The organism is Sphingomonas sp. Tas61C01, from assembly GCF_052567495.1.
Window position 1 is genome coordinate 1,425,019 of the sequence record NZ_CP199583.1, and the last position, 19,306, is coordinate 1,444,324.

23 protein-coding genes are annotated in these 19,306 nt (G+C 66.4%); 8 read left to right on the forward strand and 15 right to left on the reverse strand.

Annotation, left to right across the window (positions count from 1 at the left end; all coding sequences use genetic code 11):
• Positions 1-1,866, forward strand: coding sequence for an ABC-F family ATP-binding cassette domain-containing protein (locus ACT009_RS06725; protein WP_445193564.1), 1,866 nt, complete (start codon positions 1-3; stop codon positions 1,864-1,866).
• A 421-nt stretch (positions 1,867-2,287) separates the two neighbouring features.
• Here ACT009_RS06725 and grxD read toward each other — a convergent pair whose 3' ends face one another.
• Genes grxD through ACT009_RS06740 form a run of 3 tightly spaced genes read right to left on the reverse strand, consistent with a single transcriptional unit; the run spans position 2,288 to position 3,187 of the window.
• A complete protein-coding gene (gene grxD, locus ACT009_RS06730; RefSeq protein WP_445193565.1) occupies positions 2,288-2,620 on the reverse strand; it encodes a Grx4 family monothiol glutaredoxin in 333 nt (110 codons plus the stop codon).
• Positions 2,621-2,631: 11 nt separating this feature from the next.
• Entirely contained in the window at positions 2,632-2,862 is a 231-nt protein-coding gene (locus ACT009_RS06735; protein ID WP_445193566.1) for a BolA family protein, read from the reverse strand.
• A gap of 1 nt (position 2,863) precedes the next feature.
• Positions 2,864-3,187 carry a DUF1476 domain-containing protein gene (locus ACT009_RS06740; RefSeq protein ID WP_445193567.1) on the reverse strand — a complete coding sequence of 108 codons (324 nt, stop codon included), beginning with the start codon at positions 3,185-3,187 and terminating at the stop codon, positions 2,864-2,866.
• Between the two features lie 172 nt (positions 3,188-3,359).
• Here ACT009_RS06740 and ACT009_RS06745 point away from each other — a divergent pair, with 172 nt between their 5' ends.
• Positions 3,360-3,500, forward strand: a complete 141-nt coding sequence (locus ACT009_RS06745; RefSeq protein WP_445193568.1) for a hypothetical protein — start codon at positions 3,360-3,362, stop codon at positions 3,498-3,500.
• 187 nt (positions 3,501-3,687) lie between these two features.
• Here the strand turns inward: ACT009_RS06745 and ACT009_RS06750 are convergent, their stop codons facing one another.
• The 9 genes from ACT009_RS06750 to ACT009_RS06790 form a co-directional block, all read right to left on the reverse strand.
• Positions 3,688-4,686, reverse strand: coding sequence for an NADPH:quinone oxidoreductase family protein (locus tag ACT009_RS06750; protein WP_445193569.1), 999 nt, complete (start codon positions 4,684-4,686; stop codon positions 3,688-3,690).
• Positions 4,649-5,278 (reverse strand): 3-isopropylmalate dehydratase small subunit, encoded by a 630-nt coding sequence (leuD, locus tag ACT009_RS06755; protein ID WP_445193570.1) that lies wholly within the window; start codon positions 5,276-5,278, stop codon positions 4,649-4,651. The genes ACT009_RS06750 and leuD overlap by 38 nt, the downstream gene beginning before the upstream one ends.
• Positions 5,278-6,114: an N-acyl homoserine lactonase family protein gene (locus ACT009_RS06760; protein ID WP_445193571.1), complete on the reverse strand. Its 837-nt coding sequence runs from the start codon at positions 6,112-6,114 to the stop codon at positions 5,278-5,280. The genes leuD and ACT009_RS06760 overlap by 1 nt, the downstream gene beginning before the upstream one ends.
• Positions 6,115-6,243: 129 nt before the next feature.
• Positions 6,244-7,686 (reverse strand): 3-isopropylmalate dehydratase large subunit, encoded by a 1,443-nt coding sequence (leuC, locus tag ACT009_RS06765; RefSeq protein ID WP_445193572.1) that lies wholly within the window; start codon positions 7,684-7,686, stop codon positions 6,244-6,246.
• A gap of 11 nt (positions 7,687-7,697) precedes the next feature.
• Positions 7,698-8,102, reverse strand: coding sequence for a nucleotidyltransferase family protein (locus ACT009_RS06770; RefSeq protein ID WP_445193573.1), 405 nt, complete (start codon positions 8,100-8,102; stop codon positions 7,698-7,700).
• On the reverse strand, positions 8,099-8,524 hold the full coding sequence (locus ACT009_RS06775) for an HI0074 family nucleotidyltransferase substrate-binding subunit (RefSeq protein WP_445193574.1): 426 nt from the start codon (positions 8,522-8,524) through the stop codon (positions 8,099-8,101). The genes ACT009_RS06770 and ACT009_RS06775 overlap by 4 nt, the downstream gene beginning before the upstream one ends.
• Positions 8,525-9,160, reverse strand: a complete 636-nt coding sequence (locus ACT009_RS06780) for a CoA transferase subunit B (protein ID WP_445194035.1) — start codon at positions 9,158-9,160, stop codon at positions 8,525-8,527.
• On the reverse strand, positions 9,160-9,867 hold the full coding sequence (locus ACT009_RS06785) for a CoA transferase subunit A (protein WP_445193575.1): 708 nt from the start codon (positions 9,865-9,867) through the stop codon (positions 9,160-9,162). The genes ACT009_RS06780 and ACT009_RS06785 overlap by 1 nt, the downstream gene beginning before the upstream one ends.
• A gap of 73 nt (positions 9,868-9,940) precedes the next feature.
• On the reverse strand, positions 9,941-10,855 hold the full coding sequence (locus tag ACT009_RS06790; protein ID WP_445193576.1) for an SMP-30/gluconolactonase/LRE family protein: 915 nt from the start codon (positions 10,853-10,855) through the stop codon (positions 9,941-9,943).
• An 89-nt stretch (positions 10,856-10,944) separates the two neighbouring features.
• Between ACT009_RS06790 and ACT009_RS06795 the strand changes: the two genes are divergently transcribed.
• A complete protein-coding gene (locus ACT009_RS06795) occupies positions 10,945-12,588 on the forward strand; it encodes a thiamine pyrophosphate-binding protein (protein ID WP_445193577.1) in 1,644 nt (547 codons plus the stop codon).
• Positions 12,589-12,665: 77 nt separating this feature from the next.
• On the opposite strand, the gene ACT009_RS06800 is transcribed toward ACT009_RS06795, so the two are convergent.
• The 3 genes from ACT009_RS06800 to thiS form a co-directional block, all read right to left on the reverse strand.
• Positions 12,666-13,163 (reverse strand): GAF domain-containing protein, encoded by a 498-nt coding sequence (locus ACT009_RS06800; protein ID WP_445193578.1) that lies wholly within the window; start codon positions 13,161-13,163, stop codon positions 12,666-12,668.
• A gap of 174 nt (positions 13,164-13,337) precedes the next feature.
• On the reverse strand, positions 13,338-13,508 hold the full coding sequence (locus tag ACT009_RS06805) for a CsbD family protein (protein ID WP_445193579.1): 171 nt from the start codon (positions 13,506-13,508) through the stop codon (positions 13,338-13,340).
• A 95-nt stretch (positions 13,509-13,603) separates the two neighbouring features.
• Complete coding sequence (thiS, locus tag ACT009_RS06810; protein ID WP_445193580.1) at positions 13,604-14,611, reverse strand: sulfur carrier protein ThiS; 1,008 nt, start codon at positions 14,609-14,611, stop codon at positions 13,604-13,606.
• 123 nt (positions 14,612-14,734) lie between these two features.
• On the opposite strand from thiS, the gene aroQ reads away from it, so the two are divergent.
• The 5 genes from aroQ (at position 14,735) to glnA (ending at position 19,144) form a co-directional block, all read left to right on the forward strand.
• Positions 14,735-15,160 (forward strand): type II 3-dehydroquinate dehydratase, encoded by a 426-nt coding sequence (gene aroQ, locus ACT009_RS06815; protein ID WP_445194036.1) that lies wholly within the window; start codon positions 14,735-14,737, stop codon positions 15,158-15,160.
• A gap of 14 nt (positions 15,161-15,174) precedes the next feature.
• Positions 15,175-15,666 carry an acetyl-CoA carboxylase biotin carboxyl carrier protein gene (gene accB, locus ACT009_RS06820; RefSeq protein ID WP_445193581.1) on the forward strand — a complete coding sequence of 164 codons (492 nt, stop codon included), beginning with the start codon at positions 15,175-15,177 and terminating at the stop codon, positions 15,664-15,666.
• Positions 15,667-15,670: 4 nt separating this feature from the next.
• Positions 15,671-17,020, forward strand: coding sequence for an acetyl-CoA carboxylase biotin carboxylase subunit (gene accC / locus ACT009_RS06825; RefSeq protein WP_445193582.1), 1,350 nt, complete (start codon positions 15,671-15,673; stop codon positions 17,018-17,020).
• Positions 17,021-17,337: 317 nt separating this feature from the next.
• Entirely contained in the window at positions 17,338-17,676 is a 339-nt protein-coding gene (locus ACT009_RS06830) for a P-II family nitrogen regulator (RefSeq protein WP_445193583.1), read from the forward strand.
• A gap of 55 nt (positions 17,677-17,731) precedes the next feature.
• A complete protein-coding gene (gene glnA / locus ACT009_RS06835) occupies positions 17,732-19,144 on the forward strand; it encodes a type I glutamate--ammonia ligase (protein WP_445193584.1) in 1,413 nt (470 codons plus the stop codon).
• The last annotated feature ends 162 nt before the right edge of the window (positions 19,145-19,306 follow it).

A 19,306-nucleotide genomic window follows, 5' to 3' on the forward strand; every position in this document is an offset into this window, starting at 1 on the left:
ATGCTCAACCTCAACGGTATCACGGTGCGCCTCGGCGGGCGGGTCATCCTCGACGGCGCGACCGCGTCGCTGCCGCCGGGTAGCCGCGTCGGGCTGATCGGCCGCAACGGTGCGGGCAAGTCGACGATGGTCCGGGTCATCGCCGGCATGCTCGAGCCCGACGACGGCAGCGCGGACATGCCGCGCGGCAGTCGCATCGGCTACATCGCGCAGGAGGCCCCGCACGGGGATGCGACTCCGTTCGAAACCGTCCTCGCCGCCGACACCGAGCGCGCCGCGTTGATGGCGGAGAGCGAGACCAGCGACGACCCCGATCGCCTGGGCGACCTGTACGAGCGGCTGATCGCGATCGACGCCTATACCGCCCCCGCGCGCGCCGCGCAGATCCTGCTCGGCCTGGGCTTCGACGAGGACATGCAGGCGCGCCCGCTCGACAGCTTCTCGGGCGGCTGGAAGATGCGCGTCGCGCTCGCCGCGCTGCTGTTCTCGCAGCCCGACCTGCTGCTGCTCGACGAGCCCTCGAACCATCTCGATCTCGAAGCGGTGATGTGGCTCGAGGATTTCCTGAAGGGCTACAAGGCAACGATCGTCGTCGTCAGCCACGAACGCGATTTCCTCAACAACGTCGTCGATCACATCCTCCACCTCCAGGGCGGCAAGATCACGCTCTACCCCGGCGGCTACGATGCGTTCGAACGCCAGCGTGCCGAACGCCTCGCGCAGATCGAGGCGGCGCGCGCCAACCAAGCGGTGCAGCGCGAGAAGCTGCAAAGCTACATCGCCAAGAACTCCGCGCGCGCATCGACCGCGAAACAGGCACAGTCGCGGCAGAAGATGCTCGCCAAGATGCAGCCGATCGCGGACGCCTACAACGATCCGACGCTGTCGTTCGGATTCCCCAATCCCAGCGAACTGCGCCCGCCGCTGATCACGCTCGACATGGCGTCGGTCGGCTATAGCGAGACGCCGATCCTGAAGCGGCTCAACCTGCGGCTCGATCCCGACGACCGCATCGCGCTGCTCGGCCGCAACGGCAACGGCAAGACCACCCTCGCCCGGCTGCTCGCGGCGCAGCTAGCCCCGATGGCGGGCGAGATGAATGCGACCGGCAAGATGAAGGTCGGCTATTTTACCCAGTATCAGGTCGAGGAGCTGGATACCGAGGATACGCCGCTCGACCACATGACCCACATGATGAAGGGCGCGACCCCCGCCGCCGTGCGCGCGCAGCTCGGGCGGTTCGGCTTTTCGGGCGACAAGGCGATCACCAAGGTCGGCAAGCTTTCCGGCGGCGAGCGCGCGCGGCTGGCGCTGGCGCTGATCACCCGCGACGCGCCGCACCTGCTGATCCTCGACGAACCGACCAACCATCTGGACGTCGATGCGCGCGAAGCGCTGGTGCAAGCCCTCAACGACTATGCCGGCGCGGTGGTGCTGGTCAGCCACGATCGCCACATGCTCGAACTGACCGCCGACCGCCTGGTACTGGTCGACGAAGGCACCGCGCGCGAATTCGATGGCAGCCTCGACGACTATATCGCGCTGATCCTGAAGGGTGATCCGGCCAAGGCGGGCGCGTCCAAGGCGGATCGCAAGGCCGAAAAGAAGGCCGCCGCCGACACTCGCGATCGCGACGCCGCGCTGCGCAAGACGATCCGCGACCTCGAGGACGAAACCGCGCGGCACATGAAGGAACGCAACGCGATCGAACGCGCCATGGCCGACCCCGCCGGCGCGGAGCCACGCTTCTCGCGGATGACGATGGGAGATCTGAACAAGCGCCGCGCCGAGGTGCAGGTGAAGCTGGACGCGGTCGAAGCCAAGTGGCTGGACGCGAGCGAGGCGCTGGAGACGGCAGCGGTTTAGAGCGTTGCACGCCAGGCATTCCTCCCGGAACACTACCCCGGCGAAGGCCGGGGCCCAGTCGGGAATAGAAGGTATCGGGCCGCATCGCGCTGCAACGAGGGCCTGTCTACCTGGGCCCCGGCCTCCGCCGGGGTGATAGGAAGCGGCGGCATGCGAAATGAGCACGAAAGCGGCAGGAGTAGCGCCGCACTATTTAAACGGACGACGTGCGGCGCGAGCAAACCGTCGGTCGCCTTTACACCCCAACCCTCGCGACAGGCCCCATTAACCACGGCCCCCCGCAGAAACCCGCACATCAGCCCCACTGGCACGCCCGGTGCATCGTCCCTTACGTTGCCGAGCAATCGCGCTTCAGCAGGGTGGACCGTCCGCTAACCGGTCTCGCGACGGTCCACCCTCACCCGGCTTCGGGCCGCCGGCCTCAGTTCGCCTCTACGCTCTTTTCGAACAGCGTTGCCAACTCGCCGCTCTCGTACATCTCCATCATGATGTCCGATCCGCCGACGAATTCCCCGCCGACATAGAGCTGCGGGATCGTCGGCCAGTCGGAATAGGCCTTGATGCCCTGACGAATGCCCTGATCCTGCAGCACGTCGACGCTCTCGAAGTCGACATTCAGGTGGTTGAGGATCGCGATCGCTCGGCTCGAAAAGCCGCATTGCGGAAACAGCGGACTGCCCTTCATGAACAGCACTACCGGGTTCGCCTTGACGATGGCGTCGATGCGGGCGTTGGCGTCGGTCTCGTCGGTCATGTCGTCGGTCCTCAGGATGTTGCGGTTGTGAGTTGGAGCGCGTGGAGCACGCCGCCCATGCGTCCGCCGAGCGCCGCATAGACGGCCTGGTGCTGCTTGACCCGCGACAGGCCGGCGAAGCTCGCACTGACGACCCGGGCGGCATAGTGATCCCCATCGCCTGCCAGATCGGTAATCTCGACTTCGGCATCCGGAATCGCCCCCCGGATCATCGCAGCGATCTCGTCGGCCGCCATCGGCATGTTATTCGAGCCCCATCAGCTGGCGCCGTGCCTCGACCGACTGCTCGTCGAGCGCGCGACGCACGGTCACCTCGTCGACGTCGATCCCCGCCGCGGTCAGATCGCCGACCAGCTTGCGAACCACGTCGTCGTCCCCGGCCTCCTCGAATTCGGCGTGCACCACGGCCTTCGAATAGGCATCCGCCTCTTCGGGTGTAAGCTTCATCAATTCGGCCGCCCATACCCCCAACAGGCGGTTGCGCCGAGCGATGATCCGGAACGCCATTTCCTCATCGCGCGCGAACTTGGCTTCGAATGCTTGTTCGCGTTCGTCGAAGGTCGTCATGTGGCGTTCCCCTGTTGCTCCACGTCGCCGAACACATAGGTGGGCGCCGCGGGTGGCGCAACGGAGTGCAACCGTTGTGCCAAACCGCACGATGGGACTGGAACAAAATCGATCGCCCCGCTATATCATACTTAACGGGTGCAAAAGACGCCTGCCAACTAGGAGAGCCAGCATGGACATGCCCATCGTTGCAGGCATGGAGGTCGATAAAGACAGGTCCAGCCCGCCCGCGATGGCCGGCGCGGTGTCCGGCATCGTGATCTCGATTCTACTCTGGGCGATGATCGGCGCGGCGCTCTACCTGCTCGTCTGACGCGCGCTATTGTTGGCGCCCGGTGCGGCGACATGCATCGGTGAAGTCGGGCTTCTCTCATCCCGTCACCCCCGCGCAGGCGGGAATTCAGACTGGCTGACCTCTCTTCTCATTCGCTACATTCGTCAGCCGGAACTCTAGCCCCAGCGCGAATGACGGAAAGCAGCGGCGCCTGATCCCGCCTCCCTCACCCGATCTCCACGACAAGCTTCCCGATCGCCCCACGCGCCGCCATCTTCGCGATCGCATCCCCACCGCGCTCGAACGGAAACACCTCCGTCACCCGCGGCGAGATCTTGCCCTCGGCCCAAAGCCGGAACAGATGCTCGACATGCGCCTCGTTCGCCTTTGGGTCGCGCGCCGCGAACGCGCCCCAGAACACGCCGCACACGTCGCAGCTCTTCAGCAGCGTCAGGTTGAGCGGCAGCCGCGGAATGCCCGCGGGGAAGCCGACCACCAGATAGCGCCCTTCCCAGCCGATCGACCGCAGCGCGGGCTCGGCATAATCGCCGCCGACTGGATCGTAGATCACGTCGTACCCGGCCTTGCCGCCCGCCGCCTTGAACTGTTCGGCAAGCGCCTTCGACGCGTCCTTGTCGAACGGCGCCCGGCCGTAGATCAGCGTCTCGTCCGCCCCGGCCTCGCGCGCCGCCGCAGCCTTCTCCTCGGACGACACCGCCGCGACCACCCGTGCGCCGAACGCCTTGCCGAGCTCGATCGCCGCCAGCCCCACACCACCCGCGGCGCCGAGCACCAGCAGCGTCTGCCCCGCCTTCAGATGCCCGCGGTCGAGCAGCGCGTGGATCGTCGTGCCATAGGTCAGGATCAGCGCCGCGCCCTCGGCGAAGCTCCGCTCCGCAGGCAGCCGGTACATGCGCGCCGGATCGACGACGATCTTCTCGGCGAGCCCGCCATGCCCGATCGTGCCCATGATCCGGTCGCCGACCGACCACCCGGTCACGCCGTCGCCGACGCTCTCGACCACGCCCGCGATCTCGCCACCCGGCGCAAACGGGCGCGGCGGCTTGAACTGATACTTGTCCTCGATGATGATGACGTCGGGATAGTTGATCGCGCAGGCTTTCACCGCAACCAAGACCTGCCCGGCAGCGGCGGTCGGATCCGGCAGCTCCGACATTTCCAGAGTTTCAGGTCCGCCGATCGCCTTCGATAGCAACGCCCGCATATCGCCTCTCCTGCCTTAGCCAAGGGCGATGTTCGTTCACCGCGCCTTCGAAATTCGAAATCGCGGTATCCCTTGCCAGGGTCAAGCCGATCTCGTCCAGCCCCTGCATCAGGCATTGGCGGCGGAACGGATCGAGTTCGAAGGCGAAGCGGTCCTGGAATGGGGTCGTCACCGACATCGTCTCGAGATCGACGGTGATCGGATGCTCGCGCGCCACCTCGATCAGGCGATCGATAGCCGGTTGCGGCAGCACTACCGGGATGATGCCGTTCTTGAACGCGTTGCTCGAAAAGATGTCGGAGAAACTCGGTGCCAGCACCGCGACGATCCCCATGTCGATCAGGGCCCACGCGGCATGTTCGCGGCTCGATCCGCAGCCGAAATTATCCCCGGCGATCAGGATCGGCGCACCCGCATAGCGTTCGTCGTCGAAGATGTTGCCGGGCTGCGCGCGCACCGTCTCGAACGCGCCCCGCGCCAGGCCGGATCGCGTGATCGTCTTCAGCCACGCCGCGGGGATGATCACGTCGGTGTCGACGTTCTTCTGCCCCCATGGATAGGCGCTGCCGGAAACGTGGGTGATCGGCTGCATCAGTCGGCCGCCGCGGGGAAGGCCGGCAGCTTCGCGATGTCCCGGGCTTCGTGCTGGATGATCACCCGCGCCTTAAGGTTGCGCGCGACTGCCTTCATCCGCGCTAGTGACGCCAGCGACTGCGCCCGATCGGTGTTGAACGGCGGCACCCCGTCCGCGTCGTAATTCTCGGTGAAGTGCGCCAGGTCGCCGCTCAGCAGCACGACGCCGGTGCGCGGCAGGTTCACCAGCAGCCCATGATGGCCGGGCGTATGGCCGGGCAGGTCGAGCATGACGACGCTGCCGTCGCCGAACACGTCCTTGTCCCCGCTCACCGGCTCCGCCTTGCCGCCGCCGGTCAGCCAATGCGCCAGCGGAGCGCCGTCGACGCCGGGCGCCCCCGCCTTCAATGCGTCGAGATCAGCCTTGCCGATCATCAGCGTCGCGGCCGGAAAACTCGGCGCCTGGCCGATATGATCGAAATGATAATGGCTGATGCCGAGGATCGAGATCGCTGCCGGCGCCAGCCCGATCTTGGCGAGCTGCTCCACCAGCGTCGTCGTCAGGGTCGGCGACATCGCGGGTTTCGGATCGGTCGCGGCGCCCTTCAGCGCGGCGGGAAGCCCTGCATCCCACAGCATGCAGCGATCGCCATGCTTGATCAGATAGCAGCTGGCGGCCAGCCGCTTCGACTGCCCCGGATAGGCGAAGGTGTCGGAAAACGCATCGAGCGTGTTGACCTGCACCGCGCCGCAATCGAGCCGCCAGAGCTTCAGCGCCCCCGCGGCGGGCGCAGGCGGCGTCGATTGCGCCATAAGGGCCACCGCGGAAAGCGCGGCGAATAACGCGGTCTTCATCGTCGTTTCCCCCGGCGTCGGATCAGCCCTTGGTGGTGGTCGCAGGCTGCGCGACGACCCGCGTGGTCGCGGCATAGGCGGCGACCCCGCTCACCAGGGTTCCCAGCACCAACAGGATCAATGCGCGCTTCATGACGATGCTCTCCCCATTATGTCTCTCACGTCGGTCAGTCGGCCGGTCACCGCCGCCGCCGCCGCCATGGCGGGCGACACGAGATGCGTCCTCGCCCCCGGCCCCTGCCGCCCGACGAAATTGCGGTTCGACGTCGACGCGCAGCGCTCGCCCGGCGGCACCTTGTCCGGGTTCATCGCCAGGCACATCGAACAACCCGGCTCACGCCATTCGAAGCCTGCGCTGGTGAAGATCCGGTCGAGCCCCTCGGCCTCGGCCTGGCGCTTGACCAGTCCCGACCCCGGCACCACCAGCGCGCGAACGCCTTCGGCGACGCGGCGGCCGTCAGCGACCGAGGCGGCGGCACGCAGATCCTCGATCCGGCTGTTGGTACAGCTGCCGATGAAGACGTGCTGAATCGCGACGTCGCGCATCGCGGTGCCCGGCGTCAGGCCCATATAATCGAGCGACTTGCGCGCCGCCGCCTGCTTTGACGGGTCGGCGAAGCTTTCGGGTTCGGGCACGACGCCGGTGATCGGCACCACGTCCTCGGGGCTCGTCCCCCACGTCAGTGCCGGCGCGATGTCGGTGGCGTCGAGCCGGACGACCTTGTCGTAGGTCGCCGCCGGATCGCTCGCGAGCGAGCGCCACCACGCGACGGCGCGGTCCCATGCCTCCCCCGTCGGTGCGAGTGGCCGACCCTTCAGATAGGCGAATGTGGTATCGTCGGGCGCGACCAGCCCGGCGCGCGCGCCGCCCTCGATCGACATGTTGGCAATCGTCAGTCGCCCCTCGATCGACAGCGCGCGGATTACGTCGCCGGTATATTCGATGACGTGCCCGGTCCCGCCCGCAGCGCCGATCTTACCGATGATCGACAGGATCACGTCCTTGGCGCTCACCCCGAAGCCGAGCGTGCCGTCGACCCGCACCTCCATCGTCCTCGACGGCGACAGCAGCAGCGTCTGGGTGGCGAGGACATGCTCGACCTCGCTGGTGCCGATCCCGAACGCCAGCGCCCCCAGCGCGCCGTGCGCCGAGGTATGGCTGTCGCCGCACACCAACGTCGTGCCCGGCAACGTGAAGCCGAGCTCGGGCCCGATGACGTGGACGATCCCCTGTTCGGGCGCATTGGCATCGATATAGTCGATCCCGAACTCGCGCGTGTTCTGGCGCAGTGTGTCGAGTTGCTGCGCGCTCTCCGGGTCCGCAATCGGCAAGGCCCGCCCCTGCGCATCGGTCCGCCGCGTCGTCGGCAGATTATGGTCGGGCACCGCCAGCGTCAGATCCGGCCGCCGCACCCGCCGCCCCGCCGCGCGCAGTCCCTCGAACGCCTGCGGGCTGGTGACTTCGTGGACCAGATGCCGGTCGATATAGATCAGGCAGGTCCCATCATCACGCCGCTCGACGACATGCGCGTGCCAGATCTTCTCGTACAGGGTCAGCGGACGACTTGCCATGATCACGCGCGTTAACCTAGATGTGCACCGAGCGATACTGTTTCACGCGGACTATACCATTCGCGGAGACCTGCGAGCGGGCGGAAGGGGGGAGCAGCAGCGAGCTCCGCAGCATCGAACAGCGGTATGGCATAACGACGCACTTCGCGCGCAAAGTCATCGTCCTGCAACAGCGCATAGGCGGTCACGTCCGCGAAGATGCTGAGATAGCTATCTGCAAGCGCGGACGAGAGCCGTGCCACCGTCTCGTAGCTGACGGGACCGGCAACGATCAGATCGACGTCGGATCCGGCGCGCGCGGTTCCCCGCACGCGCGAGCCGAACACGTCGACCCGTTCGATCGGCGGGGCGAAGCAGCCGAGTACTTCGAGCAATCGCCGTCGCTGCGTATCGGTAAGGTCGATCGAACCGCTCATGACCCGGTAACATCGCGCAATGTCTGGCGCAGCCCGATGATCATCGGGAGGAACGTCGCGCCGATATCCGCGATCAGGAGGCGATAGGCGGCTGCATCATAGGTATGCGACATGATGTTTCGACGCTCGACCGCTTCCATCCAGAGATCTGGATCGTCGATGAATCCCAGGCGCGCGGCTTCGCGGAAGATCGGCACTGGGGACATGACATGCAGCAGCACGCCGCTCTCCCGCATCTGCAGCGCCAGCGTCTTCCAGGCGAGTTCGACCGACATTTCGAAGAACTGGACCATGCCCGCCTCCTCCGCCTCGGTCAGCGGCCGATCGGCCTGGATCATCTCGGTCCGCGCAAGCAGATCGACCATCCGGCCGAACTCATCGCGCCGTCGCGTCCATCGCGGAATGTCGGCTCGGCCCGTCATTCACTCATCATAGCCAGCCGTCGTCTTCGCCGCCACCTCTTCCGCCGTGACGCCCGGTGCCATCTCGATCAGGCGGAAGGGGGACTGGTGGTCGGGACGGCGGAATACCGCGAGGTCGGTGACGATCATGTCGACCACGTTCTTACCGGTCAGCGGCAGCGTGCACGACGGGATGAACTTGGGGCTGCCGTCCTTCGCGTTATGGTCCATCACCACGATGATCTGCTTGACGCCGGCGACCAGGTCCATCGCGCCGCCCATGCCCTTGATCATCTTGCCCGGGATCATCCAGTTGGCAATGTCGCCGCCTTCGCTCACCTCCATCGCGCCGAGCACCGTCAGGTCGATATGCCCGCCGCGGATCATCGCGAAGCTCTGCTCGCTGCCGAAATAGGCGCTCTGCGGCAGCTCGCTGATCGTCTGCTTGCCGGCGTTGATCAGGTCGGGGTCTTCTTCGCCCGCATAGGGGAAGGGCCCGATCCCGAGCATGCCGTTCTCCGACTGCAGCGTCACCGTCATGCCCACGGGAATGTTGTTGGCGACCAGCGTCGGGATGCCGATGCCGAGGTTGACGTAATAGCCGTCGCGCAGCTCCTGCGCCGCGCGCGCCGCCATCTGGTTGCGATCCCACACCATCACGCCGCCTCCCGTTCGCGCACGGTGCGGAACTCGATCTTCTTGTCGTAAGGCGCGCCGAGGATCATGCGGTTGACGTAGATGCCCGGCAGGTGGATCGCGTCGGGATCGAGCGAGCCGACGGGCACGATCTCCTCCACCTCCGCCACGCAGATCTTGCCCGCGGTCGCCATCGGCTGGTTGAAGTTGCGCGCGGTCTTGCGGAACACGAGGTTGCCGCTCTCGTCCGCCTTCCAACCCTTGATGATCGACAGGTCGGCGCGGATGCCGCGTTCGAGGATATAGTCCTCACCGTCGAACGTCTTCACTTCCTTGCCCTCGGCGACCTGAGTGCCGACCCCGGTCTTGGTGTAGAAGCCCGGGATCCCCGCGCCCCCCGCCCGGCAGCGTTCGGCGAGCGTCCCCTGCGGACAGAATTCGACCTCGAGCTCGCCCGAGAGATATTGCCGTTCGAACTCCTTGTTCTCGCCGACGTAGGACGAGATCATCTTCTTGACCTGGCGGCTGCGCAGCAGCTTGCCCAACCCTTCGTTGTCGATGCCCGCATTATTGCTCGCGATGGTCAGTTCGCGCGTGCCCGCCGCCTGGATCGCGTCGATCAGCCGCTCGGGGATTCCGCACAGGCCGAATCCGCCCGCGCACACCATCATCCCGTCGAACAACACGCCGTCGAGCGCCGCCGCGGCATCGGGGTAGAGCTTCTTCATCAGCGCTTTCTCCTGCGTCGATGCGGCGATAGCGAGCGGCAGGCGCCAGGGTCAACCGCGCGCCGCCAATCGGTCAATAGGCGAGCCGCAGCCCCGGCCGCGCCCACCGTGTCTTCACCAGCCGGCCGCTGCCCGACAGCGTGATGTACGCGTCCATCATGTCGTCGCCGCCCCAGCAGATGTTGGTGGTGAAGGCATCGTCTGTCGCGACGAAATCGACCAGTTCGCCGTCGGGGGAGACGACGCTGATCCCGCTCTCGCCGATCGTCGCGACGCAGATGTTGCCGCCCGCCTCGACGCCGAGCGAATCGAAGAACTTGTACCCCGCCGGCCGGTAGAGCGGTGTCCCCGGCCCGCCGAGCCCGGCGGTCGCGTCGACCTCGCCCGGCGCGGTGATCGTGAACTTCATCAGTCGGCAGGTATAGGTCTCCGCGGCATAGAGCGTGCGATGGTCCGGGGAGAGGCCGACGCCGTTGGGGTTCTCGCTGGGGAACACGATCTCGGCAAGGTTGCTGCCGTCGGCCTTCGCGTAGAAGATGCCGGTGACGTCGCGCTCGCGGGTGCGGGTCTTGCCGTGATCGGTGAACCAGAAGCCGCCTTCGCCGTCGAACACGATATCGTTGGGGCCGCGCAGCGAGCACCCGAAATCGCCATCGGCATAGAGCGGCTCGACCTTGCCCGTCGCGAGATCGATCCGTTCGATCCGGCCGCCGCTGTAATCGTCGGCCTGGCCGTGCGGTGCGAGGAAGCCTGCCGCCTCGTGCCAGTTGAAGCCGCCATTGTTGCAGCAATACAGCGCGCCGTCGGGCCCGATTGCCAGCCCGTTGGGGCCGCCGCCGGGTGTCGCGACCACCGATCGGCTGCCGTCGGCGGCGATCCGCGTGATCCGCCCCGCCGCGATCTCGACCAGCACGATGCTGCCGTCGGGCAGCCACACCGGCCCTTCGGGGAAGCGCAAGCCGTCCGCCACGGTGATGAAGTCGGCCATCGCGCTCTCCCGATCCTGTTTGCGCCACTCTGCCGAAAAGCCACCGACCCGCAATCGACTTCGCGCCGGCGGACGGGCAGAAGGCGCGGATGACCAATCTTCGCACCGGCGGTCGCATCCTCGTCGACCAGCTTCTCGCGCAGGGCTGCGAGCGCATCTTCACCGTCCCCGGCGAGAGCTTCCTCGCGGTACTCGATGCGCTGCACGACACCCCCGCGATCGACCTCGTCGTGTGCCGGCAGGAGGGCGGCGTCGCGTTCATGGCGTGCGCAGACGGCGCGATGACGCATCGTCCCGGCATCGCCTTCGTTACCCGCGGGCCGGGTGCGACCAACGCGTCGATCGGCGTGCATGTCGCGATGCAGGATTCGCAGCCGATGATCCTGTTCATCGGCGACGTCGACCGCGGTACTCGCGACCGCGAGGCGTTTCAGGAGATCGACTTCGCGGCGATGTTCGCGCCGATCGCCAAATGGGCGACGCGGATCGACGATGCCGCGCGAATCCCCGAATATGTCGCGCGCGCCTATGCGGTAGCAACCGGCGGGCGCCCCGGGCCGGTGGTGCTGGCGCTGCCCGAGGACATGCTGCTCGACCAGGTCGAGGCGATCGACCGACCGCGGGGTCAGCCGCTCGCGCAAGGCTGCGATGCCGAGTCGATGGAGCAGCTGGCGGACCTGCTCGCCACCGCCGAGCGCCCGGTCGCGATCGTCGGCGGTGCCGGCTGGGGGCTCGTCGCCTCGCAGGATTTCGCCAGCTGGGCCGATCGCACCGGCATTCCGGTCGCCGCCGCCTTCCGTCGCCAGGATGCCATCCCCAATGACTGCCCGGCCTATGCGGGCAATCTCGGCTACGGCCCCAATCCCAAGCTGGTGGCCCGGGTGCGCGAGGCGGACCTGCTGCTGGTGGTCGGCCCGCGGCTCGGCGAAGCGACCACCGATGGCTACACGCTGATCACCCCCGATCATCCGGGCCAGCGGCTCGTCCATGTCCATCCCGATCCCGCCGAACTGGGCATGACCTACCGTACCGATCTCGCGATCTGCGCCGACATGATCGCGTTCGCGGAGGCGCTGACCACGATCGAGGGCCCGCCGCACGCCGCGGGTGCGGAGGCGCATGCCGAATGGGTCGAATGGTCGACTCCGCAGCCGCGCGACCTGGCGATGGATCTCGGCCCCTGCGTCGCGACGATGCGGAAATTGCTGCCCGCCGATACGATCATCTGCAACGGTGCGGGCAATTATTCGGGCTGGTGGCACCGCTATTGGCCCTATGCGGGGCCGGGCACCCAGCTGGCGCCGACTGCGGGTGCGATGGGATATGGCGTGCCCGCCGCGGTCGCCGCGTCGCTGCGCCATCCCGAACGGATGGTGGTGGCGCTCGCCGGCGACGGCTGCTTCCTGATGAACGGCCAGGAGCTCGCCACCGCGGTCCAGCATCGCGCGAGCATGCTGGTGATCGTGGTCGACAACAGCGCCTACGGTACGATCCGCATGCACCAGGAGCGCGAATTTCCGCGCCGGATCGCCGGCACGACGCTCGCCAATCCCGACTTTGCGGCGCTGGCGCGGGCCTATGGCTGCTGGGCGGCGACGGTCGAGCGCACCGACGCGTTCGAGCCGGCCTTGCGCGAGGCGCTGGCGACACCCGGCGTACGGCTGCTCCACGTCAAGACCGATGTCGAGGCAATCAGCGCCGCGACGACGCTTGCAAAGCTGCGTGGGGATTGAGCGACCCTGATCTCCTCGAGAGCGGCCCCCGCAATTCTTCCCCTGTCAGGGAAGGAATTAAGACGAAGAAGCCACCCTCACGCCATCACCGCCCGCTTGGCCGTCACGATCCCCGCGATCTCGCGACTGAACCGTTCCAGCACCGCGACGAGTTCCGGCGATCGCAGCCGCCTCGGCTCCGGATCGATCGCGCATAGTGTCCCGAAGAACTGACCGTCGGCAAGTATGATCGGCAGCGAAGCATAACTTTCGAAGCCGTAGAGCATCGGCGTAGGATGGGTGCGCCAGGTCGGCTCGTCGCCGACATGATCGATGATCACGGCCTGGCCGCTCTCGCGAATCTCGTCGCAGATCGTGGTTTTCAGGACGAGTTCGTCGCCCGGCTTCAGCCCGAACTCGACCCGGTCGAGGACCTGGCAGGCGACCCAGCGTTCGTCGGTTACGCGCGCCACCGCGGCAAACCCCATGCCGGTCAGCCGGCAGACCTCGTCGAGGATGGTCGCGATCCGCGGATCGTCGCGCAACGCGCCGACGTCGCGGTCGATATCGCCCGTTGGGTATGCTGCATGGATCACCCGTTCGTCTTACCGCGGAACCGTTCCGCTGCAAGCACGCTTCGCCGCGCGATCGTTCCCAAACGACGCATATCGGGCGCCCCTCAATCGCTCCGGCGGCAACCGAAGACGAAAGATGGGACGCCCGTTAGTCTGGATATTTCAAGATCGAGTCATCGCCTGATTGGCGATCGATCAGATGTCGTCACCGAGCGCGCCCTTGACCTTGCCGCCGAGCTGCTGGGCCTTGCCCTTGCCCTCTTGTGCCGCACCTTCTGCGCGGGTGTCGGGATTGTCGCTATTCTGCTTGGCCTTACCGATGGCCTCGTTCACATTGCCTTTGATCTTGTCGATGAGCTCGCCCATGATGTTCTCCATCGCGGTGCGGCGGCCAGGGGATAGGCCGTCGTGGATCGCGAAAGTAGAACGGGTCACGGGCTAACCGGTTCCATGTTAATGCTTTAGATCAACCCTGCCAGCGGACTGGACGGATCGGCGTAGCGCCGCTGCGCCATCCGGCCGGCGCGATAGGCGAGTCGCCCGCTTTCCACCGCGCTGCGCATCGCGCTCGCCATCATGACCGGGTCCTTGGCTTCTGCGATCGCGGTGTTCATCAGCACCCCGTCGCAGCCCAGCTCCATCGCCACCGCCGCGTCCGACGCGGTGCCGACTCCGGCGTCGACCAGCACCGGCACGCCCGCACCCTCGACGATCAGACGGATCGTGACCTTGTTCTGGATGCCGAGCCCCGATCCGATCGGCGCGCCCAGCGGCATGATCGCGACCGCGCCCGCATTCTCCAGCCGCTTCGCCGCGATCGGATCGTCGACGCAATAGACCATCGGCAGGAAGCCTTCGTTCGCAAGCACCTCGGTCGCGCGCAGCGTCTCGACCATATCGGGGTAGAGCGTCTTCGCCTCGCCCAGCACCTCCAGCTTGACGAGGTCCCAACCGCCGGCTTCGCGCGCCAGTCGCAGCGTGCGGATCGCGCTGTCGGCGTCGAAGCAGCCCGCGGTGTTCGGCAGGTAGGTCACCTTCTTCGGGTCGATGAAATCGGTTAGCATCGGCGCGCCCGGATCGGACACGTTGACCCGGCGCACCGCGACGGTGACGATCTCCGCCCCCGACGCCTCGAGCGCAGCGGCGTTCTGCGCGAAATCCTTGTACTTGCCGGTGCCCACGATCAGCCGCGAGCGGAAGCTGCGCCCCGCCACCGTCCAGCGATCCTCGTCGATCGCGGTCACATGATCGCCGCCGCCGACGAAATGCACGATCTCCAGATCGTCGCCGTCGTCGACCATCACCTGGGCAAGTGTCGAACGCGGCACCACCTCGAGGTTGCGCTCCACCGCGATCTTCTCCGGCACCAGCCCGAGCTCGCTCGCCAACTGGGCGATGGTCATGCCCGCGGCGACGCGCTTGTGTTCGCCGTTGACAGTGATCGAAACGGTTCCATCGGTATGCGGCATCGGGAATTCACCATGTGAGGGGCGGTGTCTCGACTTCGCGCGACACGACCGGGTATGGGCGGACCCGAGCCATATAGGGGGCCGCCGCCAAGCCCCGCAACCGGGAGGTGCCGCGTGTCCGACATGATCATGGTGCTGAACGGCCCCAATCTGAACCTGCTCGGCGTGCGCGAGCCAGAGATCTACGGCCACGACACGCTCGACGACATCGCCGGTCAGCTGGACGATCGCGCCCGCGAACTGGGGCTGGAGATCGACCTGCGCCAATCCAATCACGAAGGTCATCTGGTCGATTGGCTGCACGAGGCGCAGGCACGGTCGTGCCGCGCGGTGCTGCTCAATGCCGGTGGCTTCACCCATACCTCGGTCGCCATCCACGACGCGATCAAGGGTGTGAAGACCCCGGTGATCGAGGTCCATCTCTCCAACCCGCATACCCGCGAGGCGTTTCGCCACGTCAGCCTGATCGGCCAGGCCGCACGCGGAACGATCGCGGGCTTCGGTGCGCTTTCCTATCTGCTCGCGCTTGAAGCAGCCGCACGCTTCTGACAGGAGGCTGGTCCATGACCGATACCAAAGAGGGCTCCATGCAGGTCGATGTCGAGCTCGTCCGCCAGCTCGCCGAGCTGCTCGACACGACCCAGCTGACCGAAATCGAAGTCGAGGACGGCGATCGCAAGATCCGCGTCGCGCGGAAGGCCGCGGCGATCTCGGCACCCGCACACTACGCGCCGGCCCCGCCGCCCGCGCTCGCCGCCACGGCGCCCGCCGCCAGCGCGCCTGTCGCGGCAGAGGTCGGCGCCTCCGCGCCCGCCTCCACCGCGAACGCGGTCAAATCGCCGATGGTCGGCACCGTGTACCTCTCGGCCGAGCCGGGCGCGAAGGCGTTCGTAGGCGTCGGTCAGTCGGTTGCCGCGGGCGACACGCTGGTGATCGTCGAGGCGATGAAGGTGATGAACCCGATCGTCGCCCCCGCCGCGGGCACCGTCCGCGCGGTGCTGGTCGAGAACGGCCAGCCGGTCGAGTTCGATCAGCCGCTCGTGGTGGTCGAGTAATTCCATGCCCCAGATCAAGAAGCTGCTGATCGCAAACCGCGGCGAGATCGCGTTGCGCATCCACCGCGCCTGCCACGAGATGGGGATCAAGACCGTCGCGGTGCACTCCACCGCGGATGCCGATGCGATGCACGTCCGCCTCGCCGACGAGGCGATCTGCATCGGGCCGCCCGCCGCGACCGACAGCTATCTCAACATTCCAAACATCATCTCGGCCGCCGAGATCAGCGGCGCCGATGCGATCCATCCCGGTTACGGCTTCCTCAGCGAAAACGCGCGCTTCGCCGAGATCGTCGAGCTCCACAACATCATCTTCGTCGGGCCGAAGCCCGAACATATCCGCACGATGGGCGACAAGGTCGAGGCGAAGCGCACCGCGGGCGCGCTCGGGCTGCCGCTGGTGCCCGGCTCCGACGGCGCGATCTCCGACCTCGGCGAGGCCAAGCGGCTCGCCGACGAGATCGGCTATCCGGTGATCATCAAGGCCGCGTCGGGCGGCGGTGGCCGCGGCATGAAGGTCTGCACCTCGGAGGACAGCCTCGAAACGCTGATGCAGCAGGCGGGCACCGAGGCGAAGGCGGCGTTCGGCGACGCCACCGTCTACATGGAGAAGTATCTCGGCAACCCGCGTCACATCGAGTTCCAGGTGTTCGGCGACGGCGAGGGCAACGCGATTCATCTCGGCGAGCGCGACTGTTCGCTGCAGCGCCGCCACCAGAAGGTGCTCGAGGAAGCTCCCTCCCCGATCATCACACCCGACGAGCGCGACCGCATGGGCGGCGTCGTCGCCAAGGCGATGGCCGACATGGGCTATCGCGGCGCGGGCACGATCGAGTTCCTTTGGGAAGACGGCGAGTTCTACTTCATCGAGATGAATACCCGCCTGCAGGTCGAACATCCGGTCACCGAAATGATCACCGGGCTCGATCTGGTGCGCGAACAGATCCGCATCGCCGAAGGCCATCCGCTGACGCTGCGCCAGCAGGACGTCCAGTTCCGCGGCCACGCGATCGAATGCCGCATCAATGCCGAGGACCCGCGCACCTTCGCGCCCTCGCCGGGCCTGGTGAAGCTGTTCCACGCACCGGGCGGCATGCACGTCCGTGTCGATAGCGGCCTGTACGCCGGCTACCGGGTGCCGCCCTATTACGACAGCATGATCGCCAAGCTGATTGTCTACGGCACCACACGCAACGGCGCGCTCCGCCGCCTCCGTCGCGCGCTGGAAGAATTCGTGATCGAGGGCGTCACGACCACCATCCCGCTCCACCGCGCGCTGGTCGACGACCCCGAGTTCCAGGACGGGGCCTATACGATCAAGTGGCTCGAGGAATGGCTAGCCAAGCAGGACTGAATTCCTCCCCAGCATGGGGAGGTGGCACCGCGAAGCGGTGACAGAGGGGGGCTTCCGCAAACGACGTGCTCGCGGCGATCCCCCTCCACCCCCGCGCCTAAAGCGCGGCGGTCCCCCTCCCCGTATCGGGGAGGAGTTCAGGGCACCCAGATCGCATCCGTACCACCCTGCCCCACAAGCAGGCACCTTCTCCAAAATGCCCGATTCGCGGGCAGCCGATTTGCCCAAATCACCGGTTGCCCGAAGGGGCTGCTGCTGGCACGCTTGGTGCAAGGCGCCCGTGGGGCGTCGCTCTGACGCGAGGGGGCACATCAGTCGTGAAGAAGGTCGAAGCCATCATCAAGCCGTTCAAGCTCGATGAGGTGAAGGAAGCACTCCACGAGATCGGCGTGTCCGGCATCACCGTCACCGAGGCGAAGGGCTTCGGCCGTCAGAAGGGCCATACCGAGCTCTATCGTGGCGCCGAATACGTCGTCGATTTCCTCCCCAAGGTGAAGCTGGAAGTAGTCGTCGAGGATTCGCTCGCCGAACGCGTGGTGGAGGCGATCGCCGCCGCCGCGCAGACCGGGCGGATCGGCGACGGCAAGATCTTCGTCATCCCGGTCGAGACCGCGCTGCGGATCCGCACCGGCGAACGCGACGACGCCGCGATCTGATTCAAGCAATCTCCCCTCCCGCGGGCGGGCGGGGAACTCAAAGGAAGAAAACCCAATGGCCAATACCGCCGCCGACATCCTGAAGCGCATCAAGGAAGAGGAGATCGAGTGGATCGACCTTCGCTTCACCGATCCCAAGGGCAAGTGGCAGCATCTGACCATGGTCGCGTCGATCATGGGCGAGGACGAATTCACCGACGGCCTGATGTTCGACGGCAGCTCGATCGAGGGCTGGAAGGCGATCAACGAATCCGACATGACGCTGATGCCCGATCTCGACGCGGTCTATACCGACCCGTTCTCGGCGACGCCGATGCTGATCGTGTTCTGCGACGTCGTCGAGCCGTCGACCGGCGAACTCTACGCCCGTGATCCGCGCTCGACCGCCAAGCGCGCCGAATCGTATCTGAAGACGACCGGGATCGGCGACACCGTCTATGTCGGCCCGGAAGCCGAATTCTTCATGTTCGACAACGTGCAGTTCGATACCAACTACGCCGAATCCTACTTCAAGATCGACGACATCGAGCTGCCGACCAACACCGGCCGCGCGTATGAAGGCGGCAATCTCGGCCATCGTCCGCGCGCCAAGGGCGGCTACTTCCCCGTCGCGCCGGTCGACAGCGCGGTCGACATCCGCGGCGAGATGGTCTCGACCATGCTCGAAATGGGCCTGCCCTGCGACAAGCATCACCACGAGGTCGCCGCCGCGCAGCACGAGCTCGGCCTGACCTTCGGCACGCTGACGACCACCGCGGATCGCATGCAGATCTACAAGTACGTCGTTCACCAGGTCGCGCACGCCTATGGCAAGTCGGCGACCTTTATGCCCAAGCCGATCAAGGAAGATAACGGCTCGGGCATGCACACCCACTTCTCGATCTGGAACGGCAAGGAACCGCTGTTCGCTGGCAACGGCTATGCGGGCCTCAGCGAGATGTGCCTGTTCTTCATCGGCGGGATCATCAAGCACGCCAAGGCGATCAACGCCTTCACCAACCCGACCACAAACAGCTACAAGCGGCTGGTTCCTGGCTACGAGGCGCCGGTGCTGCTCGCCTATTCGGCGCGCAACCGCTCGGCATCGTGCCGCATCCCGTACGGCACCGGGCCCAAGTCCAAGCGCGTCGAGGTCCGCTTCCCCGATGCGATGGCCAACCCGTATCTCGCCTATGCGGCGCTGATGATGGCCGGCATGGACGGCATCCAGAACAAGATCCACCCCGGCGAGGCAATGGACAAGAACCTGTACGACCTTCCCCCAGCGGAGCTCGCCCAGGTCCCCACCGTCTGCGCGTCGCTGCGCGAGGCGCTGGAAAGCCTGACCGCCGACCACGACTTCCTGCTGAAGGGCGACGTATTCTCGAAGGACCAGATCGAGGCCTATGTCGAGGTCAAGTGGGCCGAAGTCGCCCGCTGGGAGATGACCCCCAGCCCGGTCGAATACGACATGTACTACAGCGCCTGATCCTTCGCGGGATCGGCGAAGGGGGGCTGCCGGAAGGCGGCCCCCTTTTTCTATGGGCGAGCTGTTACCCAACCACTCCCGTGCTCCTGCGACCGCAGGAGCCAAGGGCCACGAACATCACGCTACGTAACCCTGGATTCCTGCGTCCGCAGGAACACCGCG